The sequence below is a fragment of the Methanofervidicoccus sp. A16 genome (assembly GCF_003351865.1).
GTDB lineage: Archaea > AGJL01 > Methanococci > Methanococcales > Methanococcaceae > Methanofervidicoccus.
On the sequence record NZ_CP022242.1, the window covers coordinates 1,432,055 to 1,456,137 of the forward strand.

Here is a 24,083-nt window from a genome sequence, read left to right on the forward strand (position 1 = left end):
AGTTTAATGGTCTTATCTGATATTTTAATCGTGATTTTTATTATAACAATTATCATTTTCACTGTTCTTTTAATCACTACTGATGGGAACTAAGGTAATATAAAAAATATTTTAAATAAATAAAGAAATAAACGAATATCATCCTACATTTATTTTTATTATTTTTAATTTGAGTAGAATTTTTAATATCTTTTATAATTATTGTTTTATTATTTTTAATATTATTTTAATTAGGAATCAGGGATTTTATTTTAATCTCCAGATAATTATTAATTTTTATCTCACAATATAGGGCCTATTCTCCAGATCCCTTATCAACCTCTCCAACCTCTCCCTATCCTCCTTAGGAATATCTACAAAGAACACCCTGCCCCCCGGTTCCCCCCTCTCCTTTAAATTTGTAATCCTAAAGTATCCCTTTTTAGTGGCTACATAACCTGTGGTATAGGACGGATTATCTGAGATACACAACTCTGCAACAACTCCCAGATCTATAACCTTAGTTGCTATTGCTATAGCATCTACAGTTCTCTCTGTTCCCAGATTATCCTTTAATATCCTCTCTTTTAACTCCTCAGATGTAGATATGCACTTTACCCTCACACCTCTCTCCCTGTCAGGTTCCAGCCTATCTCCCTCTAAATTCATTATACTTGCTCCCCTCATACCTCCTTTATCTACTATTTTAAATGCTTTCTCTATTATATCCTCCTTTATCCCTTCTTTTTTCAAAATATCCTTGGCAACCTCTCTGGCTTCCTCCTTACTTTTAGACTCAATAGTTTTAATAGGTAGATGATCTATGTACTTTATATCCTCTTTAATCTCCTCGATCTTTATGTTTATGAAATCTGGAACTCCATTCTCGTGAGAGAATGCCCTCCTTATGAATTTAATGGCGTACTCCTCTATTTTCTCCTTTTCAACTATAGTTTCTGCCCCTGAGATATGTCTACCATTTTTCGATGCTCTCATCTTTATGCTGTACATACATCTATCTATAGGTTTTATAGTATTTATACTAATTACCCATTTTTTCAGGAGTTTTCCTGCCCTTCTAAAATTTAGTTAAAGGAAAAAATTTAGTTATTGCTTTAAAATCTCTATAATAATAATGACAAACTAACTAAATAATAAAATAAATAAAATAATTATATAATAAAATTATTAAATTAAACCTTAATTCCCATCAAAGTAACGATTTAAATAATATTTAAATAATAAAAATAAGAATAATAAAAAAGACTAGAAAAAACCTTAGTTTCCATCAGTAGGGATTAAAAGAACAGTGAAAATAACCAATATAAAAATTATTAAATACCCTTAGGGATCTTTCTGAACACTTAGGTAAGATAAGAAATCTTATTTTGGTATCCACCATATTAGAAGATCTTCAGAGGATCATTCACCTCCAATCTTCTTTTTAAAATTTTGTATCTAGGATAATAGAAGTTTTTTATTTTTAATTTCTTCTAATTTTTTTAATTATTATAATTTTATTGATCATTATTATTTTTAAACTATTTTTTTGATGAGAACTAGGATAATAATTTTATTATGATAAGATAATAAAAGTTTCTAAGAGGAATAATAAAAGGAATAAAATTCTGATAATGTAAAAAATAAAATAACCCTTTCTTCATATATTAGACACTGAAGAAACAGAGGTAGGATTACTTTTTAATTTTTTAGTTTTATCCTTATTTTTATTTTATTAATATTTTTTATATTATCACTTTGGTGGGAACTAGGGCAATTTTATCATTATTTTTTTATAAATTTATTATTTTGATAGGAATTAGAGGACTATAAAAAGTGAAATTATAAAATAAAAAATAAAATAAAGTTAAAAAGTAATATTTTAAAAAGGTTAACAAAAACTGACCCGTTCCCAGTACTCAATGTAAATGGAGAATTATAATCACATTTAGTTTTCTGATTTTAATTGTTTATTTATATTTATAATACTATTATTTTTATCATAACTATTAATAATTTATATAGGTTCAAAATAGTTTTTATTCAATTCTCTATAAAAGTTATCAGGTAATCTCCATGTTAGACATTCCAAACTACAAGAGAATCACAGCCAGAAATGTTATATTCGATTTAAACGGTACATTAGCAGTAGACGGACATATAGATAAAGAGGTATTGGATCTCTTGAAAGAACTAAGTAAAACTTACAAGATAGTTGTTCTAACTGCAGATACCCTTGGAAATGCCAAGGAAATATTTAAGGAATTGGATAGTATAACCTTGGAGGTTATAAGAGATACTGAAGAAAAAACAGAAGTTGCCAAAAAATACACTCCATACATTGGAATAGGCAACGGCAACAACGATATAGGAGTATTTAAAAATGCAGAGTTAAGTATAGCAGTTATAGGAAGAGAGGGATGTAGTGCTAAACTCCTCCTCTCTGCAGATGTTGTAGTATGTGATATAGTTGATGCCATAAATCTACTACTGAAGGAAAAAAGATTGATAGCAACACTTAGGGGGTAGTTAGTAGCAGTCAAACCTTGTAGATGGTGTTATCTCTCCCTTGAGGTTCTTAGTTAGTAGCCTCTTAGCCTCTTCCAATGGATAGTTTCCAAGTAGATACATCATCTTAACTAACGCCACTTCAGGGAGCACGTCCTCACAGGGTATTACACCTAACCTTAGAAGTTTTCTACCATTGGAGTATACGTTCATATTTACCCTACCATTTATACACTGGGAGGTCATAGTCACTAAAACACCCCTATCTACAGCATACTTTATGTTATCGAAGATAGTCTCTGGAGCATGTCCTAACCCGGTGCCTTCAAGTAGGATACCTTTATACCCCCTATCTACATAATAGTTAATTATCTCCCCATCTATTCCTGGATATACCTTTACTAGGGCCACTCTCTCCTCTAAATTGGTGTTTATTTCAACCTTAGGATCCTCTCCCTCTACCCTTTCTACATCCTTTAGATACTCTATCTTTCTTAAAGTTGGGTATATCTTTGCAAGGGGTATAGTATTCACAGATCTAAAGGCGTCCCTTCTGGAGGTGTGGCACTTCCTAACCTTTACACCCTCGTGGAGGTATGTAAAGGTGTCTCCACTTTCTCCATGCATAACAACGTAGACTCCTTTTATAGGTTCCGTGGCAGCCATCACTGCAGATATAAGGTTCAGAGAGGCGTCTGAGGAGGGCCTATCACTACTCCTCTGGGCACCTACGAGTACGATAGGTATGTTAGTTTCTACCATAAAGGAAAGTGCAGCAGATGTGTAGTGCATAGTATCGGTACCGTGGGTTATAACGATCCCCTCTGCTCCACTTTCCACCTCTCTTTTTATCTCCTCTGCAATCCTTTTCCAATGGAGAGGTAATATATTCTCACTTAGTATGTTCATAAGGGGCCTACCTGATATATTTCCAATCTCCAACAACTCTGGAAATGTAAGTATTAAATCCTCTGCAGTAAATGCTGGATGAACTGCACCAGTGTTGTAATCCACCCGTGACGCAACAGTACCACCAGTGGATAGAATAGAGATGTTTTTTAGGTTTTCCCTCTTTTCAAGGGCAATCTCTGGTTTTGTATACTTTGGAGTTTCTCCACCTTCTATCTTTTTTATGGATACTATCCGCCTCTTTGAAATACCTACGTTGTATCCATTTTTCATCTTGATAACGAGGATATCTTCATCTAAGGAGGGCATTACTATACCTGTATATTGAGTATTTTCTGTTTTTACAGAGACTAGGTCTCCAATTTGATAGTTGTCCATTTTTCCACCATTTTAGGATATTTTTACAGTTCGAAGTAAAAAATATAGATATATGTTAATAGGAACAAGTTAGGTTTTATTATATTTATTATAAATTTAATATAATAAACTAAAATTACCAACATTAATAAAAATATGCTCCAATTCAACAGTTTCATAATAAAAATAATAAAAAATTTAAATAAAAAATTTAAAAATTATAATAATAATGTTATTTTATTAATAAGTATGTAAAAAATCTCATACATTATGCTTTATCTTAATAATAATCTTAAAACACTATAAAAAAAGGATAATTTTATGTTCTTTTGGTAGAATTCCATCTATAACTCCTATAGAATCTGTATATCTTTAAGAGAAATATTTTAAAAAATAATAGTTAAAATTTTTCCATTTTAATATCAATTACTACTTTGTTATATGACCATCACATCAAAAATAACAATTGAAACGATAATCTTATTGGGAAGAATCCATACCTTTTATTTTTGGTACCAAGAGCATCTAAAAATACCCTATTAGTCCTTTTTATTATTATTTTCCAATTTTATTAATTAATTTTATAATAATTATTTTATTATAATTAGAATAATAACTTCTTTATTATTGTCATAAACTATAACTATTTTAACTTCTAAAAAATATATACAGATCTAAATTATAAAGAATTATGGGATATCATGGATAATACAGAGTTTAAAATATTAACGAGAATCTTTGTGGCATCTGTATTTCTCCTAGTTTTATATTTAATATATCCTTTTATAGACGCTATAGCCCTCTCCTGCGCATTTGCATATATGGGCAAACCTATATACGATGGAGTTAGGAAATACCTTGGAAGATCTACTTCTGCGCTGATCTGTCTTCTTATTTTTATAATTCCAACGGTACTAGTAGGTATTATAGTGTTGAGAGATTTAACAATGTTTATACTTCAGATAGATATTCAGAGTGCTATTAACTCTTTAAATACCACTTTAACTGAAATATCCAACCAACTAGGTTATAACCTCCATATAAACGAAGGTACTGTAGTAAAAAATATATTACAGATTTGGACATATTTAGAGCCTCATATAAGAGAATTGGCATTTCAAGTTATGGCTCTTCCAATACTTCTTATAAAGGTACTTGTAATTTTGTTTTTAACCTATTATCTTTTAAAAGATGGAGATGTCATTAAAAAAGTAATAATTTCCCATGTTCCTAAGGAATATCATCAAAAGACAGAGATATTCTTGGATAAACTAAATGAATCTTATAAAAATTTGTTCATAGGCAATGCTTTAACATCCATTGTTATCGGAATCATGGCAGGTATAGGGTTCTACATATTTAACGTACCTAATCCTTTCATATTAGCAGTTTTAACAGGTATATTTGCACTGTTGCCAGTAGTAGGAGGCTGGACTGTTTATATACCTTTATCTTTGTACTATATCTTAATAGGGGAGATCTTAAAAGGTATAGGGATATTTATCTTTGGCTCAATATTTCTATCCCTTCTACCTGATTTCGTAGTAAGACCTCTTATCGTAAAAAATGAGAGTAATATCCATCCTTCTCTCGTTTTAATAGCCTTCTTAATGGGACCTCTCACCTTAGGACTTGGAGGTTTTGCTATAGGGCCGTTGATTATTGGAGCCTTCGATGCTATATGTAGGATAAAACTAGAGGAGGAAAAGTATAAAGATGAAGAGAATAATCAGACAATTTAAATATCTAAAAATATGAATTATAGGAAATATAAAAAATATCTTATGGCGCGGAGGCCGAGATTTGAACTCGGGAAGGGCATACGCCCAACGGGATTAGCAGTCCCGCGCCGTACCAGGCTGGGCCACCTCCGCACCAAATCCATTATAGTAAAAATATATTACTACTATATAAACTTTTCGATTAATGATCATCAATATCATAATTTTAAAGAATACTAGTTAATAAAAGATACTAACGTAAGTTATATATACTAAGATAAAATAGAAATGAGTATCTTTACTTTTATACTGTTAAAAATTGAGAAGGTGAAGGGATGAGGGTGGTTAGCAACCGTGGGACAGCAATAGTTCCTGAATACAGTGAGGGTGCTATTAAACTAAAGATGGTAGATGAAAATGATAAAGAGATAGAATCAATAGAGATGGATCTTGAAAGTGCATCTCTACTTACAACTTTACTAGACTATGGCGCCATATCTGCAGAGAATATAACCAAGGATTTCAAAAAAGACGGTGTAATGCTAAGAAGAATAAAGGATATTGGAACATGTTTTGCAGGTAATGGTAATAGGGTATCTATTGCCATCCTCCCTGCCGATGAGAGGAGAAGTGCATCTATACTTATAGGATTCCATAAGGGAAATAATCACTCCTCAATAATACTAAAACCAAAGAAGGTTGCCTACCTAAGTAAAATATTAACAAAGTTGATAATCTCCAATTTATAATTATCTTATTTTACCTGTATCTCTCTATAAATACTAAAACTAAAATTAATAAGGTCGCTACCTGTTTTTACAGGTTTTCAGCCGATAAGGAGAGGACTTCAATCTCTCTATAACTATTTTTTTATCACTATTTTTATTAAAATTCTTGATAAATAAAATATTTTTATATATTTTTAAAGTATTAGATAAAAAAGATCAAGAATAACGACTAATAAATTATATAAAATTAAAAAATTAAAAATAAAATAAAAAATTTAACTAAATATAAAAACAGAGAGGATATTATGGACATCTCGGAACTACTTATCTACACCCTAAACACCATGATAAAAACAATATTGGATTACCTAAGTATCAATAGAGTGATAGCATTAACATTTTCCTTTCTTATGGCAGGTGGTATTGCTACGATGATAAATAGGCAATTTATATTGAAGTACTTCGGTCCAGATACACCTAAGAGGATATCCTACCTCGTTGCCGCCGTAAGTGGATGTATCCTTGCAGTATGTTCCTGTACTATTCTACCACTGATCTCCAGTCTCTACAAGCGGGGAGGAAGTATAGGGCCTGTTACCACCTTACTCTTTTCAGCACCTGCTATTAACGTCCTTGCAATTTTTTACTCTGCCGCAGTTTTTGGATGGGACATTGGATTTTTAAGGGCATTATATGCTGTATCCTTCTCTATAGTTATAGGTCTAGCCATGGAATTACTTTTTGAAAGAGGGGGTAAAAAGAGAGAGAGTAAAGGTATAAGGAGAAGTGTAAGTAGTATTACCTCTAGACCTTGGTATCAAACTCTGACATTTTTCCTAATACAGTTGTTGATACTCATCGTTATAACAGCCTCTCCAAAGTTTGTACCTCTTCTAAATATACCTGTCTATGGTGGAATACTAACTAAACATATTGTTACAGCCATCCTCATTGTAATCTTGGCTATAGTGGTAAAGAGATGGTATAAACCTGAGGAGATAAAAGCCTGGCTCCTAGAGAGTTATATCTTAATGAAGATGCTATTCCCTCTCCTAATAATAGGGGTGGCCATTGCAGGCTTAATAAGTGTATTCGTTCCACCTGAGTACATTAGTAGATACGTTGGTGGAAACTCCATATTTTCTAACTTCATAGCCTCCCTAGTAGGAGCCCTTATGTACTTTGCAACATTGACCGAGGTGCCTATTGTAAAAACGTTGATGGACCTAGGGATGGGTGTTGGGCCTGCTATGGCTCTACTCTTAGCAGGTCCAAGTTTAAGTATCCCTACTGTACTTACAATCTCTAGGGTATTTGGAAGTATAAAGGCTATTACCTACTTAGCCCTTGTAGTGATACTCTCCACATTTGCAGGGTATATCACTGGTATTATATTACAATAAAAAATTATAAAAATTTTTAGCGACAATAGATTGTAGGTAAAGGAAAAAATAACTGGTGATAATGTGATAATCAGAGTACTAGGAACAGGATGTCCCAAGTGTAAGAAAACCTATGAGAATGTTAAGAAGGCTGTAGAGGAGTTAGGTATAGATGCAGAAATTATAAAGGTTGAAAACATAGACGAGATATCTGAATGGGTAATGCTTACTCCAGGGGTGGTTTTTGACGATGTCGTAGTATTTGAGGGGAAGATACCAACTGTAGAGGATGTAAAGAGAGGATTAAAGGAGTATCTAGAAGGTTAAAGATGATGGTGATATTATGAAGGTTGGAATAATAGCATGTGAAAAGATGGTTATGGCAGGATGTCCTGGAAAGGAAGCATGTGTATCCTGTTTTAAGGCTATAAATGAAAAAAGTGGAGCCTTTGAAAGATACAAAGATGTGGAGTTAGTGGCATTCACCACCTGTGGAGGGTGTCCAGGTAAGAGATTCCCATCTAGAATAAAACTCCTTAAAAATGCCTGTGATGCAGAGGCTGTCCATATAGCAAACTGCACTCTTTTAGAGCCTAAATGTCCATATATAGATATTGAAAAAATTACTGAAAAGTTAATGAGGGAGTTGGAGATTCCTATAGTATTGGGCACACATAAGGCTATAAAAAAAGATATTGTAGTATGTACCTGTGGAGATGAGGAAAAAGAGTAAAAAGATTGGATTATTATTTTATCTTTTTTATTTAATTATAATTAAATTTATTATATAATTATTGTTAAAACTTATTTTATAAACTTTTTTGAGGGATGTATAATGAAGGAGGTTGTAGGCACAACAGTATCTATCTGCCCTAAATGTTATAAAAAGATCCCTGCCACCCTCTACGAAGAGGATGGTAAGGTATTTATAGAAAAAACATGCCCTGAACATGGAAAATTTAGAGATATCTACTGGGGTGATGCAGAGTTATATAAGAAGTATAACAGTTATCAGTATATAAGTAGTATTGAGGTAACCCATAGTAAGACAGAAAAAGGCTGTCCATACGACTGTGGATTATGTCCCAACCATAAAACAACAACTGTACTTGCAAATATCGATTTAACTAACAGATGTAATTTGAACTGTCCCATATGTTTTGCAAATGCAGGTAAAACTGGGGTAGTCTATGAGCCAACTTTTCAGGAAGTAAAGAGGATGATGGAGATCTTAAGAAGTGAGATTCCACCTACTCCCGCCATACAGTTTGCAGGGGGAGAGCCTACACTGAGGAAGGACCTCTTCGATATTATAAAGTTGGCCAAGGAAATGGGATTTCTACATATCCAATTGGCTACAAACGGTATAAAGTTAAAAAACAAAGAGTATTTAAGAGAACTTAAAGAGGCAGGTTTATCTACAATCTATCTCCAATTTGATGGAATGTCAGAGAAACCCTATTTAATTGCCAGAGGAAAGAACCTTCTACCATTTAAGATGAAGGTAATTGAGAACTGTAGAGAGGTAGGATTCAACAGTGTAGTTCTCGTTCCTACCTTAGTAAGGGGAGTTAACGATGGAGAGGTTGGAGATATAATAAACTATGCAGTTGAAAATTTTGACGTTGTTAGAGGTGTTAACTTTCAACCAGTCTCTTTTACTGGCAGAACAGATGAGAAGAAGAGACTTGAGAGTAGGATAACAATTCCCGACTTTATGAAATTAGTTGAAGAGCAAACTAACGGAGAGATCTCTAGGGACGACTTCTATCCAGTGCCTGTTGTTGCTCCAATATCTTCATTTGTTGAAAGTATATCAAATATGAAAAAACCTATTTTAGGATCCCATCAACACTGTGGAGTATCCACCTATGTATTCGTTGAAGATGGTAAGATGATCCCTATTACAAGGTTCTTTGATGTTGAGGGCTTTTTGGAGATTATAAGGGAGAAAAATGAGGAGTTAAAAGATTCAAAAAAGGGTAAAATTAGATCTGTTTTAGATCTAAGTATAAATATATTGAAACTAATTGATAGAGAAAAGGCACCTAAAAGTATCAATGTAAAAAATTTTGCCAACGTTATAATAGGGATATTGAAAGGTAACTACAATTCACTTGCCAAGTTACACCATAACCTCCTTATGATAAGTTGTATGCACTTTATGGATCCCTATAACTTCGATATAAGGAGATGTGAAAGGTGCTGTATCCACTACGCCATTCCAGATGGGAGGGTCATACCTTTCTGTACCTTCAATACCATCCACAGACCTTTAATGTTCAATAAAAATAATAAAAATAAAGATAATTAAAAAGATAATTATGAAAATATACATTGTAGGTATAGGACCTGGATGTAAAGAGTACCTTACATTGAAGGCTGTTGAAACTGTAAGGGACGTTGACATAGTGGTAGGTAGTAGTAGAGCGTTGGAACTTTTCGATATTGAGGAGAATAGAAAGTATATTTTATCAAAAAATATTGTAGAAGATTTAAAAAAGATTATAGACTATAGTAAGAGAGAGAACAAAAGTATTGCCATACTATCAACAGGAGATCCCTGTTTCAGTGGATTGTTAAAGACCCTATTAAAATATAGTATAGTAGATAAGGATGACATAGAGGTTATATCTGGTATCTCTTCCATCCAAGTTGCAGCCTCTAAACTTAAAATCTCCTGGGAGGATTATCATATAGTCACCCTCCATGGAAAGGAGGAGAATAGAAAACTACTGTTAGAACTTGTCAAAGATAATAAAAAGGTGATCTTTTTACCTAATAAAAATCTAAAGGATGATGTAAAGTATCTAATAGAAAATGGAGTAGATGTAAATAGAAAAATAATAATATGTGAAAATCTAACATATCCTAATGAGAGGATAATAGAGTGTAGGTTGAAGGATGTCCTAGATTTGGAGTTATCCTATCTTTTAGTGTGTGTTATGGAATAAGAATAATAGGGGGATGGTTATGTTTAAACTCTATAGTAGAACAAAGTACCTTCTATCTATTTTAATACTCTTCATTTTTGTACAGAGTATAAATTTAGTAAACGCTGAAGAATCTTTTAACAGTATAGTGGAGAACAGTCCATACCCAGAGTTTATATATATAGATAAAAATATACTACCTGAAGTTGTTAAAACCTCCGGTGTCCACGTACCTTCCTTTTTATTCTTCTTCGTGGATGGAGTATACATCAATCTGGAAAACCCTGAAGAGAAGGCTATTAAGACACCTATGTGGTATTTATTGAAAATAGTCAAATCCCTAAATCTACTAGATGAACTTGAATATATAAATCCAGAGAATGGTTTTGTATTTATAAACTCCAGATATGTAGGAAAACCTGTTTATTATACCTCTATGGAGGTGCCACCTGGAGATATACTGGTATACTCTAAAGACCTTGTTAAAAGTATTAGGTTTGAGGGAGAGAATACCGCCTACGTTAACATAGTAATAAAAAAAGAGGAGTTGCCAGACACTTTAAGGGATGAACATATGTTAAAAAGAATGATAGAGAATAAGATAGAGAATATAAAAGATGTTAAAGTTAGAGAATTTAACGTTCAGATTCAAGGAGATCTGATACTTATTAATATGGAGATGGAGGCTAATATATTAGATATAGACAAACTAACAAGTATAGGAAATATACATTAAAAATTATAAAAATAAAAGGGGATAAGTATGGATATTCTTCAATTCTTACCTGATTTAGGTGTTGGATTTATAAGTGGGGTAATTGTAGGATGGGGGGTAAAGGTAGCCTTAAAAATCGTTGTCGCTCTAATAGCCCTTTATGTCTTAAGTTTGCTATATCTGGCGAAACTTGGAGTGATCACTATAAATAAAGATGCTCTCTTAGGACTGTTGGGAAGTGTAGGAAATTCACTTGTATACTTTGGAGGGGAGATGGTAGGGTTGATCCATTCCATTTCCTTAGGTACTGGATTTGTAGCAGGGTTTATGGTAGGATTTAAGAAAGGGTAGATATTTGTTAAACGTCTAGAAATACTTTTATTAATTTGTCCAAATTATTATTAAAAGTCTATAAAAATTATAAAAATAATTAAACTAAGAATAACAAAAATCTTTTTTTAATAAAATAAAAAATTTATCTAATCGAATACAAATTTTAAAAAGGTGTATAAACAGATAGATTAATGATAGAATACCTTTCTTACATCTTAAACTGTTTAGAAACACTCTGATAGCAAGGTTTTTTATTACAGTCATTAATAACAAAAATATTGCACTAAAAAATGATCGTTGTAGATTTTTAATAAAAAATAATAACACTTAAATAAAAGAACAAATTCCCTTATCAGTATAAGTTCCGTATTATAAAAGAAGGTTAACAGAAATCATTTTTCATTTTTTATATTTAAAGTAGGTTGGGAGGATAATAATTAAAATTTACCCTAATTCCCATCAAAAAATCCTGATAAGAATAGCAATAATTATAATAAAAAAGTTAATTATAATAAAAATATAAAAAGAAGATATTAAAACCAAAATAAGAGATAATCTCCTAAGATTGCCCTAAGATACTATAGAAGTGGAGCAGATCCTTCTTAGCAGGTTGCTATTATTAATTTTGTTAAAAGTATTATATTTTAATAATATTTTAATATTTTTTCAGTTTTTATTATTTTTTATTATTCAAATCATTACTTTGATGGGAATTAAGGTTTAAAATTTATTTTTTTATATTGTTTATTATTATAAGATTTTTAGTTTTTATTTCCTATATATTTTATTATGATAATTATGAAATTATTATTTTTTTAACTACTTTTTAAACACACAGTACACCAACAGTGGAAATACCAAGGTAGCATCTGCCCAGATCTCCACGTAGTCTGCCCTCTTTTGGATCTTCCCCCAGGATATCCCTTCCTCTGGTGGAGCGCCACTGAGAGAACCATCCCAAGGGACTCCTGTGGTTATATATATAGCGTAATCAGTTCCCTCTCTAAAGAGGTTTGCATTTATTACACTGTGTTTTGGAAGGGAACCTCCTAAAACTATACAACAGGTCTTTTTAGAGTATACCGCCATGTTGTTCAACTCTACAACATCTTCAGCCACATCTATTTTTAACTTTGATCTCTTCTCCACCTTGTAGAAGTAGAGCATATCTCCTATGGAACCGTCAGTTATTGCAGGACAGAATATAGGAATGTTATTCTTATAGGCCCAGTAGAGTATAGATCGCTCTTTTACATCTTTTTCGAAGTTTTTATCTATTAACTCTCCTAACTTATAACAGAACTCCCTTGTAGATACTATTTTATTCTCCCTCTCCTGTAGTTCCTCCAGGTATTCGAAAAACTCTCTCATATACTTTTCAAATTCAATATACCTATCATTTGGAACTAGTATATTTCCTATCCTGTTTATCCCCTCCTCCCTCAACTTTGCCCCATTAAGGTGCCAATCTCCAATAAGAAAGGGTTTTATGCATTTTATAAAGTCCTCCTCAACACCTCCAGCGGTAGTTACCAACACATCTACCTTTCTATGTTTTACCAGATAGGCTATAATCTCCCTCAATCCAGAGGATACCATATTAGATGTATATGCCATAAATACCGTGATCTCTTTCCTATCCTTCTCCCTTATTCTTTCTACCTCTTTCCATATTTCAATAGCCTTTCCAAGCTGTGTTCCCTGAAATCCAATCCTTTTGTAGTAGTTTCCTACGATATCTGATAGATCTATATTTTCCTCTAACCAGGGACCCTCTACACTTAAACCTTGGATGTCTTTACTCTCCTTAAGTACTACCTCCTTTACCTTCTTCTCCATCTTATCACAAAAATAATTTTTATTTTCTTTCTAATATGTTAGAAATAGAGACGATATTAAAGAGGTTTTTTATCCTAAAACTTACTAGGTGTAAGTGCATATTAAATTTGTTAAGATTTGACTATATTAGTAACTTCATAAGAGTGTGTCTAAAATCTCCATAAACAAGATAAAAAGTTTCCTATTAAAATATAATAAAACCCTAGTTCCCACCAGTGATAATATAAAAATAATAATAAAATAAGAAATAAGAATAAAAACTAAAAAAATTAAAAAGTAATCCTACCTGTTTCTTTCAGTGTCCAAAAGGTTATATTTTGTTTTTTACATCTATCAGAATTTTATTAATTTTATTATTCCTCTTAGAGACTTTTATTATTTTTTTATTATGATAATCATTTTTATTATTTATTCTTCTAATCACAATCCTGATGGGAATTGGGGCACAATAAAATATTGGAACAAAAGAGTGGATTACATATATTCTTCGTCTTCTTCTCCACTTTTTCCCAATATTTGACTTTTAAACTCTTTTGCTATCTTTATAGCCCTCATAGTGGCTAGATCTTTCTCAATATAAGACTCTGCTAATTCTCTAGCTAAGAAACTTAGTTCTTTCCCAAAAGATGTTTTCTTCTTTATTATTGGTTCTCCTTTAATCCAATGTTCCTCTACTTCTTCATCGTAGGGCAGTATTGCAATAATATTGTCTATTACATCTTCATAACTTACAATATCCCTATCCTTGTTGATAATAGTACCAATTACTTCGATACCTAAGGCATCTAATAACTCTAAGGTTTTTAATGTCCCACTTATTCCTGGTACACTATCTTCACCCACTACTATCATCTTGCAGGAGAGTTCCTCGTTGGAAAAGAGTATATTCCCCTCAGTGATGTTTGGAGGTAAGTCGAGTATAACTACCTCATACTCTTCATCGATATAATTTATCAGATCTATAAATTTTCTTATATCGAAATCTGTATTGAATGCGTTAGGAGTAGAATCACTAACTATTAGGGAAAGATCCTCATATTCGTGTATAACTTCATCTATCGTATACATTCCATTTAAGTAAGTATTTATTGTCTTTGGATCAGATTCTATATTGAAAAATAAAGCGCTGTTGCCACCGTATATATCACAATCTACATATATTGTTTTTATAATACTGCTTATGTAATATGCAATATTTATAGCAAGGGTAGTTTTCCCTGTGCCTCCTTGTATGTTGTAAAATCCTATCTTCATATTACCCCCGAATGGATATTATAAACAAAGATATTTAAATATATAGTGAATTTATATAATTTATAATATTTGGTATTAATTATAATAGTCTTTACTGATATTAAAAGGGTGCCCTTTATGGACCTAACTGTAATTCAAAAGGAGATACTTCAAGAGTTGATTAATATCTACGAGGAAAAAAATAGACCTGTTAAGGGAACTGAGATAGCAAAAAGGTTGAATAGAAATCCTGGAACTATAAGAAATCAGATGCAGGCTCTGAAAGCCCTGAACTTGGTAGATGGAGTACCTGGCCCTAGGGGAGGGTATATTCCCACAAGCAATACCTACAAGGCATTAGGTTTAACATATAAAGATACTATAGAAGTACCTATATACAAGGGGAATAAAAAGGTTGAAGGTGTGTGTGTCGAGAAAATAATCTTCGACACTGTAGCCCATGAGAAAGCCTGTTCCTCCATGATACAGATAAGAGGGGATACAAGGTTGTTCAAGGAAGGAGATATAATAAGGGTAGGTCCCACATATCACAACAAGATCGTAGTATTTGGTAAGGTTATAGGTAGGGATGATATAAATCATATACTCCTTATAAATGTTATGGGGGTTGCAAGTGTCCCCAATATAAAAGTAGAGACTGTGGCTACTAAGGATAAACTTATATGGATAGAACCTACTACGAAGATAAAGGATACTGCCAAAATCCTATATGAGAACAGTATAAGTGGAGTACCTGTTATATCTGAGGGTAAGTTAGTCGGTGTATTTACTCATCATGATTTAGCCCATGCAATCTCCGAGGGTATGGAGGATGAACCTGTGGAGAAGGTGATGTCAAAGGATCCTGTTACCATAACTCCAGATAAGAAGATATACGACGCCCTTATGCTTATGGAGGAGAAGGATGTAGGCAGGTTGATAGTTGTAGATAGGGATGGAAAGGTTGTAGGTATTATTACGAAGACTGATGTTTTAAAACTTATTGGAGGGGCACTCTTTAACAAGATACTGAAAAATATAAGGGATTAATCTTTGAATATACTCTCCGCTATCAACAGGGCACAGAGATCCCCACAGACACTACAGGCTTTCTCATTGGAAGAGGGCAGTTCCTCCCTCATCTTCTTAGGTTTCTCACTGTCAAAGGCAAGTTGGAACTGCTTCTCCCATAGGTGATGCTTCCTAGCAAGGGCCATCTCCCTCTCCATCTCCCAGGCTATCCTATTGCCCCTTGCAACATCTGCAGCCTGGGCAGCTATCTTTGTAGCGATAAGTCCCTCCTTTACATCCTCCTCCTTCATCAGTCTAACATGTTCTGCAGGGGTTACATAACATAGGAAGTTTGCACCTGCGTATCCTGCAATGGCTCCACCTATGGCAGCAGTGATGTGATCATAACCTGGTGCCATATCGGTTACAACGGGACCTAGTACGTAGAAGGGAGCATTCTTACAGATGGACTTCTGTAGCCTTATGTTACTCTCTATGTTGTTAAGGGGGATATGACCAGGGCCTTCTACCATGGCCTGCACTCCAGTTTCCCTACATCTCTCTACAAGTTCCCCCAGTACGATAAGTTCATGTATCTGAGGTCTATCTGTATTATCACATAGACAGCCTGGTCTCATACCATCCCCTAAACTTATAGTTACATCATGCTCCTTCAGTATCTCCAAGAGGTAGTCGAAGTTCTCATATAGAGGGTTCTCCTTACCATGGTGGATGATATAGGCAGCCAAAAATGCCCCTCCCCTACTTACTATCCCCATTATCCTATTACTCTTCTTCAAGGTTTCCACAGTTTCCTTGGTGATACCACAGTGAAGGGTCATAAAGTCTACCCCTTCCTTAGCCTGCCTCTCTATAACCTTGAATATTAGATCCTCATCCATATCCACTACACTTCCATACTTCTTTTTGGACTCAACCCCCACCTCGTATATAGGTACAGTTCCAAGAGGTAAATTGGTATGTTCCATAATCCTTTTTCTTATCTCAGGTAGGTTCCCCCCAGTACTTAGATCCATTATGGCATCTGCACCGTACTTATTGGCAATTTCAGTTTTCCTTATCTCCATCTCTATATCTACACAATCTGGAGAGGTTCCAATATTTACATTTACCTTTGTCCTTAGATCCTCTCCAATACCTACAGGTGTTGTATCTCTATGGATATTTTTTGGAATAACAACGTATCCCTTGGCTATAAGTTTCCTTAATCTCTCAGGATCTATTCTCTCCTTTTTAGCAACCTCTTTCATCTCTTCTGTTATTATCCTGTTTTTGGCCTCTGTCATCTGAGTCATAAAATCCACCACGATTAAAATTATTAATTAAAGAATATAAAATTGATAATCTACTAAGGTTTTGTATTTATAAATTTTATACCTAAACTATTTATTAATAATTTAATATATTAAAATTTTTAATATAAATATTAAAACGGTGAGTAGATGGGAGTACAGTTTGGCGATCTTATCCCAAAGAGGGAGATAACTTTAAAGGATCTAAAGGGTAAAACCTTAGCCATAGATGGAATGAATGCCCTATATCAGTTTCTATCCAGTATAAGGTTGAGGGATGGTAGTCCCTTAAGGAATTCCAAAGGTGAGATCACATCTACCTATAACGGTCTCTTTTACAAGAATATATACATGTTAGAAGAGAATATTACTCCTGTATGGGTCTTCGATGGAGAACCTCCCAAGTTGAAGTATAGAGTATGGGAGGAGAGAAGAAAGATGAAGGAGAAGGCAGAAGAAGAGTATAGGAGGGCGAAGGAGGAGGGAAAACTAGAGGAGATGTACAAGTATGCAAAGAGGGTTAACTACCTAGATTCGAAGATAATAGATAACTCAAAGAGACTGTTAAAACTTATGGGGATACCATACATAGAGGCACCTTCAGAGGGGGAGGCTCAGTGTTCCTATATGGTAAAGAAGGGAGACGCCTACGGAGTTGTTAGCCAGGATTACGATGCACTCCTCTACGGAGCCACTAGGGTTGTTAGAAACATCACTACAAATAAGCCCTTGGAGTTGATAGAGTTAGAGGAAGTATTAAAATGCCTAGGTATAACCTTGGAGGATCTCATAGATATGGCGATACTCATAGGTACAGACTATAACAGAGGAGGTGTGAAAGGTATAGGCCCAAAGAAGGCTTTGGAGATTGTGAAAAATAAAAGGATGAAACTCTATACGAAGTATATTCCAAACTATGAGGAGATAAAGGAGATATTCAAAAATCCGAAGGTAACTGATAACTACGAGATAAAGTTGGAGCGTCCAGATGTAGAGGGCTTAAAGAGATTCCTTATAGATGAGATGGACTTTTCAGAGAAACGTGTACTCCCACATATTAAAAAGTTAGAGAAGATTTATGAGAGGAGAAATCAATCTACATTAGAGGCGTGGTTCTAAATATAAAATATAAACGTGAGAGAATGATCAAGGAGTATAGATTTACAGGACTTTCAGCACTTCTAATTATTTTACTAATAATTCTACTTATAATAACTTTTACCATAATAATATCTCCACTTATTATACTACTTATAATCTTAATAACTTTTTATCTTATATACAAAAGATTCAAAAAATCTATAACTAAATTCTTGAAAGATCTTAGGAAAAGGAAGATAAAGATATCAGATGAATCTACCACAGGTGAGGTAGAAATACATTTTGCAAAGAACATACCTGTAGAGTCTGGAGATGGAAACCTTAAAAATAAGGAGATAGAACGTATTAATTCCTTGGAGATAGATCCTGAAATCAGAGATTTTATAGAGTATTTGATAAGCAAAGGTTTTAAATACGACACTGAAAGTGGAACACTCTTCTACGGAGATAAATCTGTATATCCTGTATATAAGAAGACGTATCCACCTAACAATATAGTTAGACTCTATACCTCTAAACCTGAGGCGGATATTATAGCCTTGGGACTTAAGGGAACCCCAGGTAATCCTAAATTTATCTACCTTATACCTGTAGAGGAATCTAAGGAGAGGATGCTTATAGAGGAACTTAAGAGGTATTTAAAAAACTTTTAAATAGGGAAAGTTATGGACGTATACGAGGTGTTGTTCCAGAGGTGTTTAGAACATAGGGTTATAGTAGATGATAAGAAGGTCCCCCTCTGGACTATATCTAAAGAGGATATTGAAGAAGGGAGAGTAGATTTTAATTTACAGTGGGAAAGTCTCCAAGATTTAGCAATATCCCTTTATGAATTTAAAAGGGAGCAGTTGAAATCTAAGGAACTTATAAAATTACCTATAGAGGAGATCTTAGTGGGTATTGCATTTTTAAAATCTAAAGAGTCTGGCTACCTAATTATCGACGATACGAGTAATATGTATACATGTATAAACTATCTAAGTGATATTATAACTGCAAGAATAAACTGCATCGCTAAGTATTACTATCTCATTAAAAAACCCCTAAATACAAATATTTTCGACGAGGTAATTCTCAAATTCCCTCAAAAAAAAGATATCAGAACTAACAACATGCAGGATCTAAAGGAGATTGTTTTCAAACTTAAAAATCTACAATTCGATATCTAAATCTCATCGTTATATCTCTGTAGAATGCATACTCTTTTATCAACGGTTTTGCGAAGAGAGATTGTCATATATAAACTAATAGATAGAAACAGTAAAAAACTTAAAAAATACTGTAAACATAAAAAAACCCTAGTTCCCATCAAAAGGATAGTTTAAAGAATAATAAGAATTATAAAAATAATAAGATAAAAAATAAAGAAAGAAAGGTTTTAAAAATAAAAAAACTTTTATCATCCCAGTATAACATTTTAAAAAGAAGATTAGAGGAGAACGACCCTCTGAATACCCTCTAATACGGGGATTCAGAATAAGATCTCCTATTTTATCTAAGTGTTCAGAAAGATCCTAAGAATATCTAATGATTTATATTGATTATTTTTATTGCCCTTTTAATCACTACTTGGTGGGAATCAAGGTTATTTACTTTTTTACCTCTATCCCTTTTACTTTATTGTTATTACTCTTAAGATCTTTATTATTCTTATTATAATAATTATTATTTTTATTGTCCTTCTAATCACAATCTTGGTGGGAACTAGGGTATAAAAAAGAGAAATCGAGTTATGTTAAAAGAGAAAAATCGATAAGGAGTATCTACTGTATATTCTAGATAAAGTTTTTTTATAGATCTTTTTCCAATCCTAACTTTATCATCTCATCAAAGAGATACCTGGCATCATGAGGTCCTGGACCTCCCTCTGGATGGTATTGGACACAGAGGATATTTTTTTCCTTAGATATTAATCCCTCTACTGTGTTATCGTTCAAGTTAATATTCCATACTGCAATATCCTTAGGTAGTGTTTCACTTTTTACCGCATAACCATGGTTTTGAGATGTGATATGTACCTTATCTCTATCTAGATCCTTAACAGGCTGGTTTCCCCCTCTATGTCCAAACTTCATCTTGTAGGTTTCCCCACCTAAAGCCAGGGTAATTATCTGATGGCCTAAACATATACCTGTAAGGGGAACCTTTCCCATAAGGGATTTTACGGTCTCTACAGTCTCCTTAACTGCCACAGGATCCCCAGGACCATTGGATATCAATACAAAGTCAGGTTTGTACTTCAGTATCTCCTCTGAGGGTGTGTTGTATGGTACCTGAATAACTGTACAGTTTCTTTCAAGTAGACATCTGATGATGCTTCTTTTAACTCCACAGTCTACAAGAACACACTTAGCAACCTCATTCTCAGCCCTATGGATAACAACCTCATTTGTAGATACCATAGGTACGAGATCTATCTCTGATAAATCTTTATGGCTCCTGGCCAACTCTATATACTCCTCAATCTCTTTGTCTTCTATAGGTTCAGAGGATGTTTTCAAGAGGGCTTTTACAACTCCCCCAGATCTGATCTTCCTAGTTATAAATCTCGTATCTACGTGGTAAATACCTGGAACATCGTACTCTTTTAAAAAATCATCTAACTCCTTCCCAGTTAGATCCTTTATAACAAAACCCTCTACTTTAATACCATCTGATTCGTACCACCTCTCCTCAACCCCATAGTTTCCAATAAGAGGGTAAGTCATAGTAACGATCTGCCCCTTATAGGAGGGATCTGTAAGTACTTCAACGTATCCTGTCATACTTGTGTTAAATACAAGTTCTCCTAAAACCTCCTTTTCAGCACCAGATCCTTTACCTTTTAGTACAGTTCCATCCTCTAATACTAATACTCCATACAAGACAATCACCAGTTATATAGTTTAACTATTTTTTGTTATCTTATTATATTTAATTTTAATTGTAATATAATAAACCTCCTTCTTACTACTTCTTAATTTATCTACTATTCCACCTTTCTAAACTTTGCAATGAAAAAGGGTTCATCTGGAGGATATATTCTAAGAGTTCCTTTTATTCCCCCCTCTTTAATATTTATTCCCTTGGCACGTCTCCTGAAATCACTGATATCTACCAACTGGATATCGTTTCTTTTATCCAAGATGTACTGAACTACCTCTTCGTTCTCCTCTATCTCTTGGGAACATGTGCTGTACACCAACTCCCCTCCCACCTTTAAGAGGTTGAGACCAACATCTAACATATCTTTCTGTCTCCTTGAACAGTATTCTATGTCCTCCTTAGTAATCTTTCTACTCCTACCCTTTACTGGATTTCCTGTACAGGGGGCATCTAAAAGTATCCTATCGTAGTATATCTGAAGTTTATCTAATTTAAGGGCATCCATATTTAGTATTACAACGTTTTTAATACCGAGTCTATGGATGTTAGATGAAAGACTTCTTAACCTCACTCTTTTCATGTCGTTCGCCACAATAATGCCCTCATTTTCCATTAACTGGGCCATGTGAGTAGTTTTACCTCCAGGTGCTGCACACATGTCTAATACCATATCCTTACTAGAGGGATTTAGTACAAGAGGTGGCACTGTGGAGGATATACCCTGTAGGTAGTAATATCCAAATAGATACTCCAGAGTGGAACCTGGAGAGTATGGAGACTCTATTATCTTAAACATGTACTCTAAATAAGTATTTTCCAGTACTACTCCTTTACTTTCTAACCTCTCTTTTAACTCTTGTGGCGATATTTTTAAAGTATTTACCCTAAGGTACTGCATACTTTACCCTATTTATTTCTAATCTTAGATAGGATCTTAAGATACATCATTGCAGCGATCACTAAAAAGATAGGTGTTATTAAATATCCTGCTAATTCATGCACCCAGTAAATCTCTTTAATAAAGATCTTTCCAAAGATCCCAGTTATAATTATCCTTAAAAGGTTTCCAAAGTAAACCACTACAAGTAAGGGCAATCCAGCCAATACCTCCTTAATATCCCTAGATAGAGAGAGAATTAGTGCTAAATATATAGAGATAAATACCACACCTGTACAAGGAGCTATTACCTCTATGTTGATACCATTTAGATATATACGATCTCCATAGTAGGAGACTTCTGTGAAAATCCCTAGAAGTAGACAACTATGATAGGCTACAGTAAATACTAAGTAATTTTCTAAAGGTTTTAATATAGAGTATATAATTATAATGTAGACAATAAACATCAGAATAAAGATTTTCTTATTAATACCGACACCTAAATAATTTTTATTAATTTAACTATAATCTTCAAGAAAGATTAATATCCTCTTTTAAATACCCCTATTTTCTCTTTACCTAGGAAATCGTCAATCTGTCTGCTTATTTTATGATACTAAATTCTATTATTTATATTATTATTTTAATAAACTTATTTATTATCTCCAAAACATCCTTATTAAACACCTTTTTAAACTACATATTTAAAGAGAGATGGAAAAAGAAAAGTAGAGGATACCACTTAAATAATCTTTGAATAGTATCTTATAAACTCAACGGTGATCCCTGTGGGTTTAAAACATCTAATATCTATTAGAGATATTGGAAAAGAAGAAATTCTGAATATATTAGAGGAATCTAAAAAGATGGAGAATATTTTAAACTCTAAAAAAGTTTTAAAAATTATGGAGGGCAGAATACTTGCTACACTATTTTACGAACCCTCTACAAGGACCAGGCTATCTTTTGAAACTGCTATGAAAAGACTAGGAGGCTCAGTTATTGGATTTACAGATATAAAGAATACCTCTGTTATGAAGGGAGAAAATTTTATAGATACTATAAGAGTAGTAAGTGATTACGTAGATATAATAACAATAAGACATCCCTGTGAAGGTGCTGCAAGGTTAGCCAGTGAATATTCAACTGTTCCAGTGATCAATGCAGGAGACGGCTCAAATCAGCATCCCACCCAGACACTACTTGATCTATACACTATAAAGAGGGAGATCGGGAGGATAGATGGGATTACAGTGGCCTTCGTAGGAGACTTGAAATATGGAAGAACTGTCCACTCTCTATGTTATGCCCTATCTCTCTTTGAAGATGTTGAGATAAAGTTCATATCTCCTGAAGAACTTAGAATACCTAAGGAGATAGTAAGTGATCTCCTCGAGAGGGGTGTAAAATTCTGTGAAATGGAAACTATAGATCTGGAAGATGTAGATGTGGTATATGTGACGAGAATACAGAAGGAGAGGTTTCCAGATCTAAACGAGTATCAGAGGGTAAAGGGGAAGTATAAACTTACCTTGGAGCATGTTAAAGACAGGGATCTCATAGTCATGCATCCACTACCGAGGGTGGATGAGATAGATCCGAGAATAGACAACCTTCCACAGGCCAAGTACTTCCAACAGTCTTTCTACGGAGTACCAGTGAGGATGGCTATATTAAAGATGTTGTTGGAGTAGATCCAAATTTTTTATTTTATTATATAAATCAGAAATTAATCTTCAAACTATTGGACGATGGGAAAATAACAGAGAGAGTAATTTTTTCTAGGGTTGTTTCTAAACATTGAAGAAATATAGTTTTTGACTCTGAAATTTATTGAGAATTATAATACCAATATCTTCAAAAATATCTCACAATTATTATTTTTTTATCACATTTTTATTTTTTAAATTATTATTTTAATAAAAATTATGAGAATAATTAATTATAAAGTTAAAAAAGTAATAAACTCAATTAATCTAAATGCTAGACAATAGAGAAGTCGAAGAATGCTGTTAACTCCTTTTTTAAGTGTGTATAATCTGCAAAAGATTGGGAATCCATCCTTTACTTATATTCCTAATATTTAGCTAGGGGATTATTTAATAGTTTATTATTTAATTCCTCTTTTTTAAAATAGTGAATATTAACCCTAATTCCCATCAAAAAATTCTGATAAAAACAATAATAATTATAAAAAATAAAAGTATAAAAAGAAGGGTATTAAAATCAAAATAAGAGATAAATAATCTCCTCCTGGGACGCTCTAAGATACCTAT

Annotated in this window: 23 protein-coding genes and 1 tRNA gene; 15 read left to right on the top strand and 9 right to left on the bottom strand. The window is 33.3% G+C overall.

Annotation, left to right across the window (positions count from 1 at the left end; all coding sequences use genetic code 11):
• Nucleotides 1-276: 276 nt before the first annotated feature.
• Entirely contained in the window at nucleotides 277-990 is a 714-nt protein-coding gene (locus tag CFE53_RS06540; protein ID WP_148121041.1) for a 6-carboxyhexanoate--CoA ligase, read from the bottom strand.
• 1,065 nt (nucleotides 991-2,055) lie between these two features.
• Here CFE53_RS06540 and CFE53_RS06545 point away from each other — a divergent pair.
• Complete coding sequence (locus CFE53_RS06545) at nucleotides 2,056-2,508, top strand: HAD family hydrolase (protein WP_148121042.1); 453 nt, start codon at nucleotides 2,056-2,058, stop codon at nucleotides 2,506-2,508.
• Here CFE53_RS06545 and gatD read toward each other — a convergent pair whose 3' ends face one another.
• Nucleotides 2,509-3,774 (bottom strand): Glu-tRNA(Gln) amidotransferase subunit GatD, encoded by a 1,266-nt coding sequence (gatD, locus tag CFE53_RS06550; RefSeq protein WP_148121043.1) that lies wholly within the window; start codon nucleotides 3,772-3,774, stop codon nucleotides 2,509-2,511. It abuts the gene before it with no gap.
• A 680-nt stretch (nucleotides 3,775-4,454) separates the two neighbouring features.
• Here gatD and CFE53_RS06555 point away from each other — a divergent pair.
• Nucleotides 4,455-5,495, top strand: coding sequence for an AI-2E family transporter (locus tag CFE53_RS06555; protein ID WP_148121044.1), 1,041 nt, complete (start codon nucleotides 4,455-4,457; stop codon nucleotides 5,493-5,495).
• Between the two features lie 43 nt (nucleotides 5,496-5,538).
• Here the strand turns inward: CFE53_RS06555 and CFE53_RS06560 are convergent.
• Nucleotides 5,539-5,627, bottom strand: a tRNA-Ser gene (locus CFE53_RS06560).
• A 182-nt stretch (nucleotides 5,628-5,809) separates the two neighbouring features.
• On the opposite strand from CFE53_RS06560, the gene CFE53_RS06565 reads away from it, so the two are divergent.
• From CFE53_RS06565 to CFE53_RS06600, 8 genes are all read left to right on the top strand, one after another.
• The gene (locus tag CFE53_RS06565; RefSeq protein ID WP_148121045.1) at nucleotides 5,810-6,223 is read left to right on the top strand and encodes a hypothetical protein; all 414 of its coding nucleotides are present in this window, start codon (nucleotides 5,810-5,812) and stop codon (nucleotides 6,221-6,223) included.
• 284 nt (nucleotides 6,224-6,507) lie between these two features.
• On the top strand, nucleotides 6,508-7,605 hold the full coding sequence (locus CFE53_RS06570; protein ID WP_148121046.1) for a permease: 1,098 nt from the start codon (nucleotides 6,508-6,510) through the stop codon (nucleotides 7,603-7,605).
• A 63-nt stretch (nucleotides 7,606-7,668) separates the two neighbouring features.
• Nucleotides 7,669-7,911 (top strand): MTH895/ArsE family thioredoxin-like protein, encoded by a 243-nt coding sequence (locus CFE53_RS06575; protein WP_148121047.1) that lies wholly within the window; start codon nucleotides 7,669-7,671, stop codon nucleotides 7,909-7,911.
• Between the two features lie 16 nt (nucleotides 7,912-7,927).
• Nucleotides 7,928-8,317 (top strand): CGGC domain-containing protein, encoded by a 390-nt coding sequence (locus CFE53_RS06580; protein ID WP_148121048.1) that lies wholly within the window; start codon nucleotides 7,928-7,930, stop codon nucleotides 8,315-8,317.
• A 102-nt stretch (nucleotides 8,318-8,419) separates the two neighbouring features.
• Nucleotides 8,420-9,898 (top strand): tetraether lipid synthase Tes, encoded by a 1,479-nt coding sequence (gene tes, locus CFE53_RS06585; RefSeq protein ID WP_148121049.1) that lies wholly within the window; start codon nucleotides 8,420-8,422, stop codon nucleotides 9,896-9,898.
• A gap of 10 nt (nucleotides 9,899-9,908) precedes the next feature.
• Complete coding sequence (locus tag CFE53_RS06590; RefSeq protein WP_148121050.1) at nucleotides 9,909-10,538, top strand: cobalt-precorrin-7 (C(5))-methyltransferase; 630 nt, start codon at nucleotides 9,909-9,911, stop codon at nucleotides 10,536-10,538.
• A 19-nt stretch (nucleotides 10,539-10,557) separates the two neighbouring features.
• Entirely contained in the window at nucleotides 10,558-11,253 is a 696-nt protein-coding gene (locus CFE53_RS06595) for a hypothetical protein (protein WP_148121051.1), read from the top strand.
• Nucleotides 11,254-11,280: 27 nt separating this feature from the next.
• A complete protein-coding gene (locus CFE53_RS06600) occupies nucleotides 11,281-11,583 on the top strand; it encodes an FUN14 domain-containing protein (protein ID WP_148121052.1) in 303 nt (100 codons plus the stop codon).
• A gap of 801 nt (nucleotides 11,584-12,384) precedes the next feature.
• Here CFE53_RS06600 and CFE53_RS06605 read toward each other — a convergent pair.
• Both CFE53_RS06605 and CFE53_RS06610 read right to left on the bottom strand, forming a co-directional pair.
• Nucleotides 12,385-13,404: a deoxyhypusine synthase gene (locus tag CFE53_RS06605; protein ID WP_148121053.1), complete on the bottom strand. Its 1,020-nt coding sequence runs from the start codon at nucleotides 13,402-13,404 to the stop codon at nucleotides 12,385-12,387.
• Between the two features lie 474 nt (nucleotides 13,405-13,878).
• On the bottom strand, nucleotides 13,879-14,658 hold the full coding sequence (locus CFE53_RS06610) for a MinD/ParA family protein (protein ID WP_148121054.1): 780 nt from the start codon (nucleotides 14,656-14,658) through the stop codon (nucleotides 13,879-13,881).
• Nucleotides 14,659-14,775: 117 nt separating this feature from the next.
• On the opposite strand from CFE53_RS06610, the gene CFE53_RS06615 reads away from it, so the two are divergent.
• Nucleotides 14,776-15,687 (top strand): CBS domain-containing protein, encoded by a 912-nt coding sequence (locus CFE53_RS06615; protein WP_148121055.1) that lies wholly within the window; start codon nucleotides 14,776-14,778, stop codon nucleotides 15,685-15,687.
• Here CFE53_RS06615 and thiC read toward each other — a convergent pair.
• Nucleotides 15,684-16,964 (bottom strand): phosphomethylpyrimidine synthase, encoded by a 1,281-nt coding sequence (thiC, locus tag CFE53_RS06620; RefSeq protein WP_148121056.1) that lies wholly within the window; start codon nucleotides 16,962-16,964, stop codon nucleotides 15,684-15,686. The genes CFE53_RS06615 and thiC overlap by 4 nt on opposite strands.
• 147 nt (nucleotides 16,965-17,111) lie before the next feature.
• Between thiC and fen the strand changes: the two genes are divergently transcribed.
• Genes fen through CFE53_RS06635 form a run of 3 tightly spaced genes read left to right on the top strand, consistent with a single transcriptional unit; the run spans nucleotide 17,112 to nucleotide 19,231 of the window.
• Nucleotides 17,112-18,080: a flap endonuclease-1 gene (gene fen, locus CFE53_RS06625; protein ID WP_148121057.1), complete on the top strand. Its 969-nt coding sequence runs from the start codon at nucleotides 17,112-17,114 to the stop codon at nucleotides 18,078-18,080.
• Between the two features lie 23 nt (nucleotides 18,081-18,103).
• Entirely contained in the window at nucleotides 18,104-18,715 is a 612-nt protein-coding gene (locus CFE53_RS06630; protein ID WP_148121058.1) for a hypothetical protein, read from the top strand.
• A 12-nt stretch (nucleotides 18,716-18,727) separates the two neighbouring features.
• Complete coding sequence (locus CFE53_RS06635) at nucleotides 18,728-19,231, top strand: hypothetical protein (RefSeq protein WP_148121059.1); 504 nt, start codon at nucleotides 18,728-18,730, stop codon at nucleotides 19,229-19,231.
• 621 nt (nucleotides 19,232-19,852) lie between these two features.
• On the opposite strand, the gene carA is transcribed toward CFE53_RS06635, so the two are convergent.
• The 3 genes from carA to artE form a co-directional block, all read right to left on the bottom strand.
• Entirely contained in the window at nucleotides 19,853-20,926 is a 1,074-nt protein-coding gene (carA, locus tag CFE53_RS06640) for a glutamine-hydrolyzing carbamoyl-phosphate synthase small subunit (RefSeq protein WP_148121060.1), read from the bottom strand.
• A gap of 104 nt (nucleotides 20,927-21,030) precedes the next feature.
• Nucleotides 21,031-21,825: an NOL1/NOP2/sun family putative RNA methylase gene (locus CFE53_RS06645; RefSeq protein ID WP_148121061.1), complete on the bottom strand. Its 795-nt coding sequence runs from the start codon at nucleotides 21,823-21,825 to the stop codon at nucleotides 21,031-21,033.
• An 8-nt stretch (nucleotides 21,826-21,833) separates the two neighbouring features.
• Nucleotides 21,834-22,325, bottom strand: a complete 492-nt coding sequence (artE, locus tag CFE53_RS06650; protein ID WP_371678297.1) for an archaeosortase family protein ArtE — start codon at nucleotides 22,323-22,325, stop codon at nucleotides 21,834-21,836.
• A 270-nt stretch (nucleotides 22,326-22,595) separates the two neighbouring features.
• Between artE and pyrB the strand changes: the two genes are divergently transcribed.
• Complete coding sequence (gene pyrB / locus CFE53_RS06655) at nucleotides 22,596-23,501, top strand: aspartate carbamoyltransferase (protein ID WP_148121063.1); 906 nt, start codon at nucleotides 22,596-22,598, stop codon at nucleotides 23,499-23,501.
• Nucleotides 23,502-24,083: the final 582 nt, after the last annotated feature.

Bases quoted from the DNA above. Each gene is read 5' to 3' on its own strand.
- CFE53_RS06605 (WP_148121053.1), bottom strand. From the start codon at position 13,404: ATGGAGAAGAAGGTAAAGGAGGTAGTACTTAAGGAGAGTAAAGACATC.
- CFE53_RS06545 (WP_148121042.1), top strand. From the start codon at position 2,056: ATGTTAGACATTCCAAACTACAAGAGAATCACAGCCAGAAATGTTATA.
- CFE53_RS06610 (WP_148121054.1), bottom strand. From the start codon at position 14,658: ATGAAGATAGGATTTTACAACATACAAGGAGGCACAGGGAAAACTACC.
- CFE53_RS06580 (WP_148121048.1), top strand. From the start codon at position 7,928: ATGAAGGTTGGAATAATAGCATGTGAAAAGATGGTTATGGCAGGATGT.
- CFE53_RS06565 (WP_148121045.1), top strand. From the start codon at position 5,810: ATGAGGGTGGTTAGCAACCGTGGGACAGCAATAGTTCCTGAATACAGT.
- CFE53_RS06590 (WP_148121050.1), top strand. From the start codon at position 9,909: ATGAAAATATACATTGTAGGTATAGGACCTGGATGTAAAGAGTACCTT.
- CFE53_RS06635 (WP_148121059.1), top strand. From the start codon at position 18,728: ATGGACGTATACGAGGTGTTGTTCCAGAGGTGTTTAGAACATAGGGTT.
- CFE53_RS06595 (WP_148121051.1), top strand. From the start codon at position 10,558: ATGTTTAAACTCTATAGTAGAACAAAGTACCTTCTATCTATTTTAATA.
- CFE53_RS06615 (WP_148121055.1), top strand. From the start codon at position 14,776: ATGGACCTAACTGTAATTCAAAAGGAGATACTTCAAGAGTTGATTAAT.
- CFE53_RS06540 (WP_148121041.1), bottom strand. From the start codon at position 990: ATGTACAGCATAAAGATGAGAGCATCGAAAAATGGTAGACATATCTCA.
- tes (WP_148121049.1), top strand. From the start codon at position 8,420: ATGAAGGAGGTTGTAGGCACAACAGTATCTATCTGCCCTAAATGTTAT.
- CFE53_RS06600 (WP_148121052.1), top strand. From the start codon at position 11,281: ATGGATATTCTTCAATTCTTACCTGATTTAGGTGTTGGATTTATAAGT.
- CFE53_RS06645 (WP_148121061.1), bottom strand. From the start codon at position 21,825: ATGCAGTACCTTAGGGTAAATACTTTAAAAATATCGCCACAAGAGTTA.
- fen (WP_148121057.1), top strand. From the start codon at position 17,112: ATGGGAGTACAGTTTGGCGATCTTATCCCAAAGAGGGAGATAACTTTA.
- gatD (WP_148121043.1), bottom strand. From the start codon at position 3,774: ATGGACAACTATCAAATTGGAGACCTAGTCTCTGTAAAAACAGAAAAT.
- thiC (WP_148121056.1), bottom strand. From the start codon at position 16,964: ATGACTCAGATGACAGAGGCCAAAAACAGGATAATAACAGAAGAGATG.
- CFE53_RS06570 (WP_148121046.1), top strand. From the start codon at position 6,508: ATGGACATCTCGGAACTACTTATCTACACCCTAAACACCATGATAAAA.
- CFE53_RS06555 (WP_148121044.1), top strand. From the start codon at position 4,455: ATGGATAATACAGAGTTTAAAATATTAACGAGAATCTTTGTGGCATCT.
- CFE53_RS06630 (WP_148121058.1), top strand. From the start codon at position 18,104: ATGATCAAGGAGTATAGATTTACAGGACTTTCAGCACTTCTAATTATT.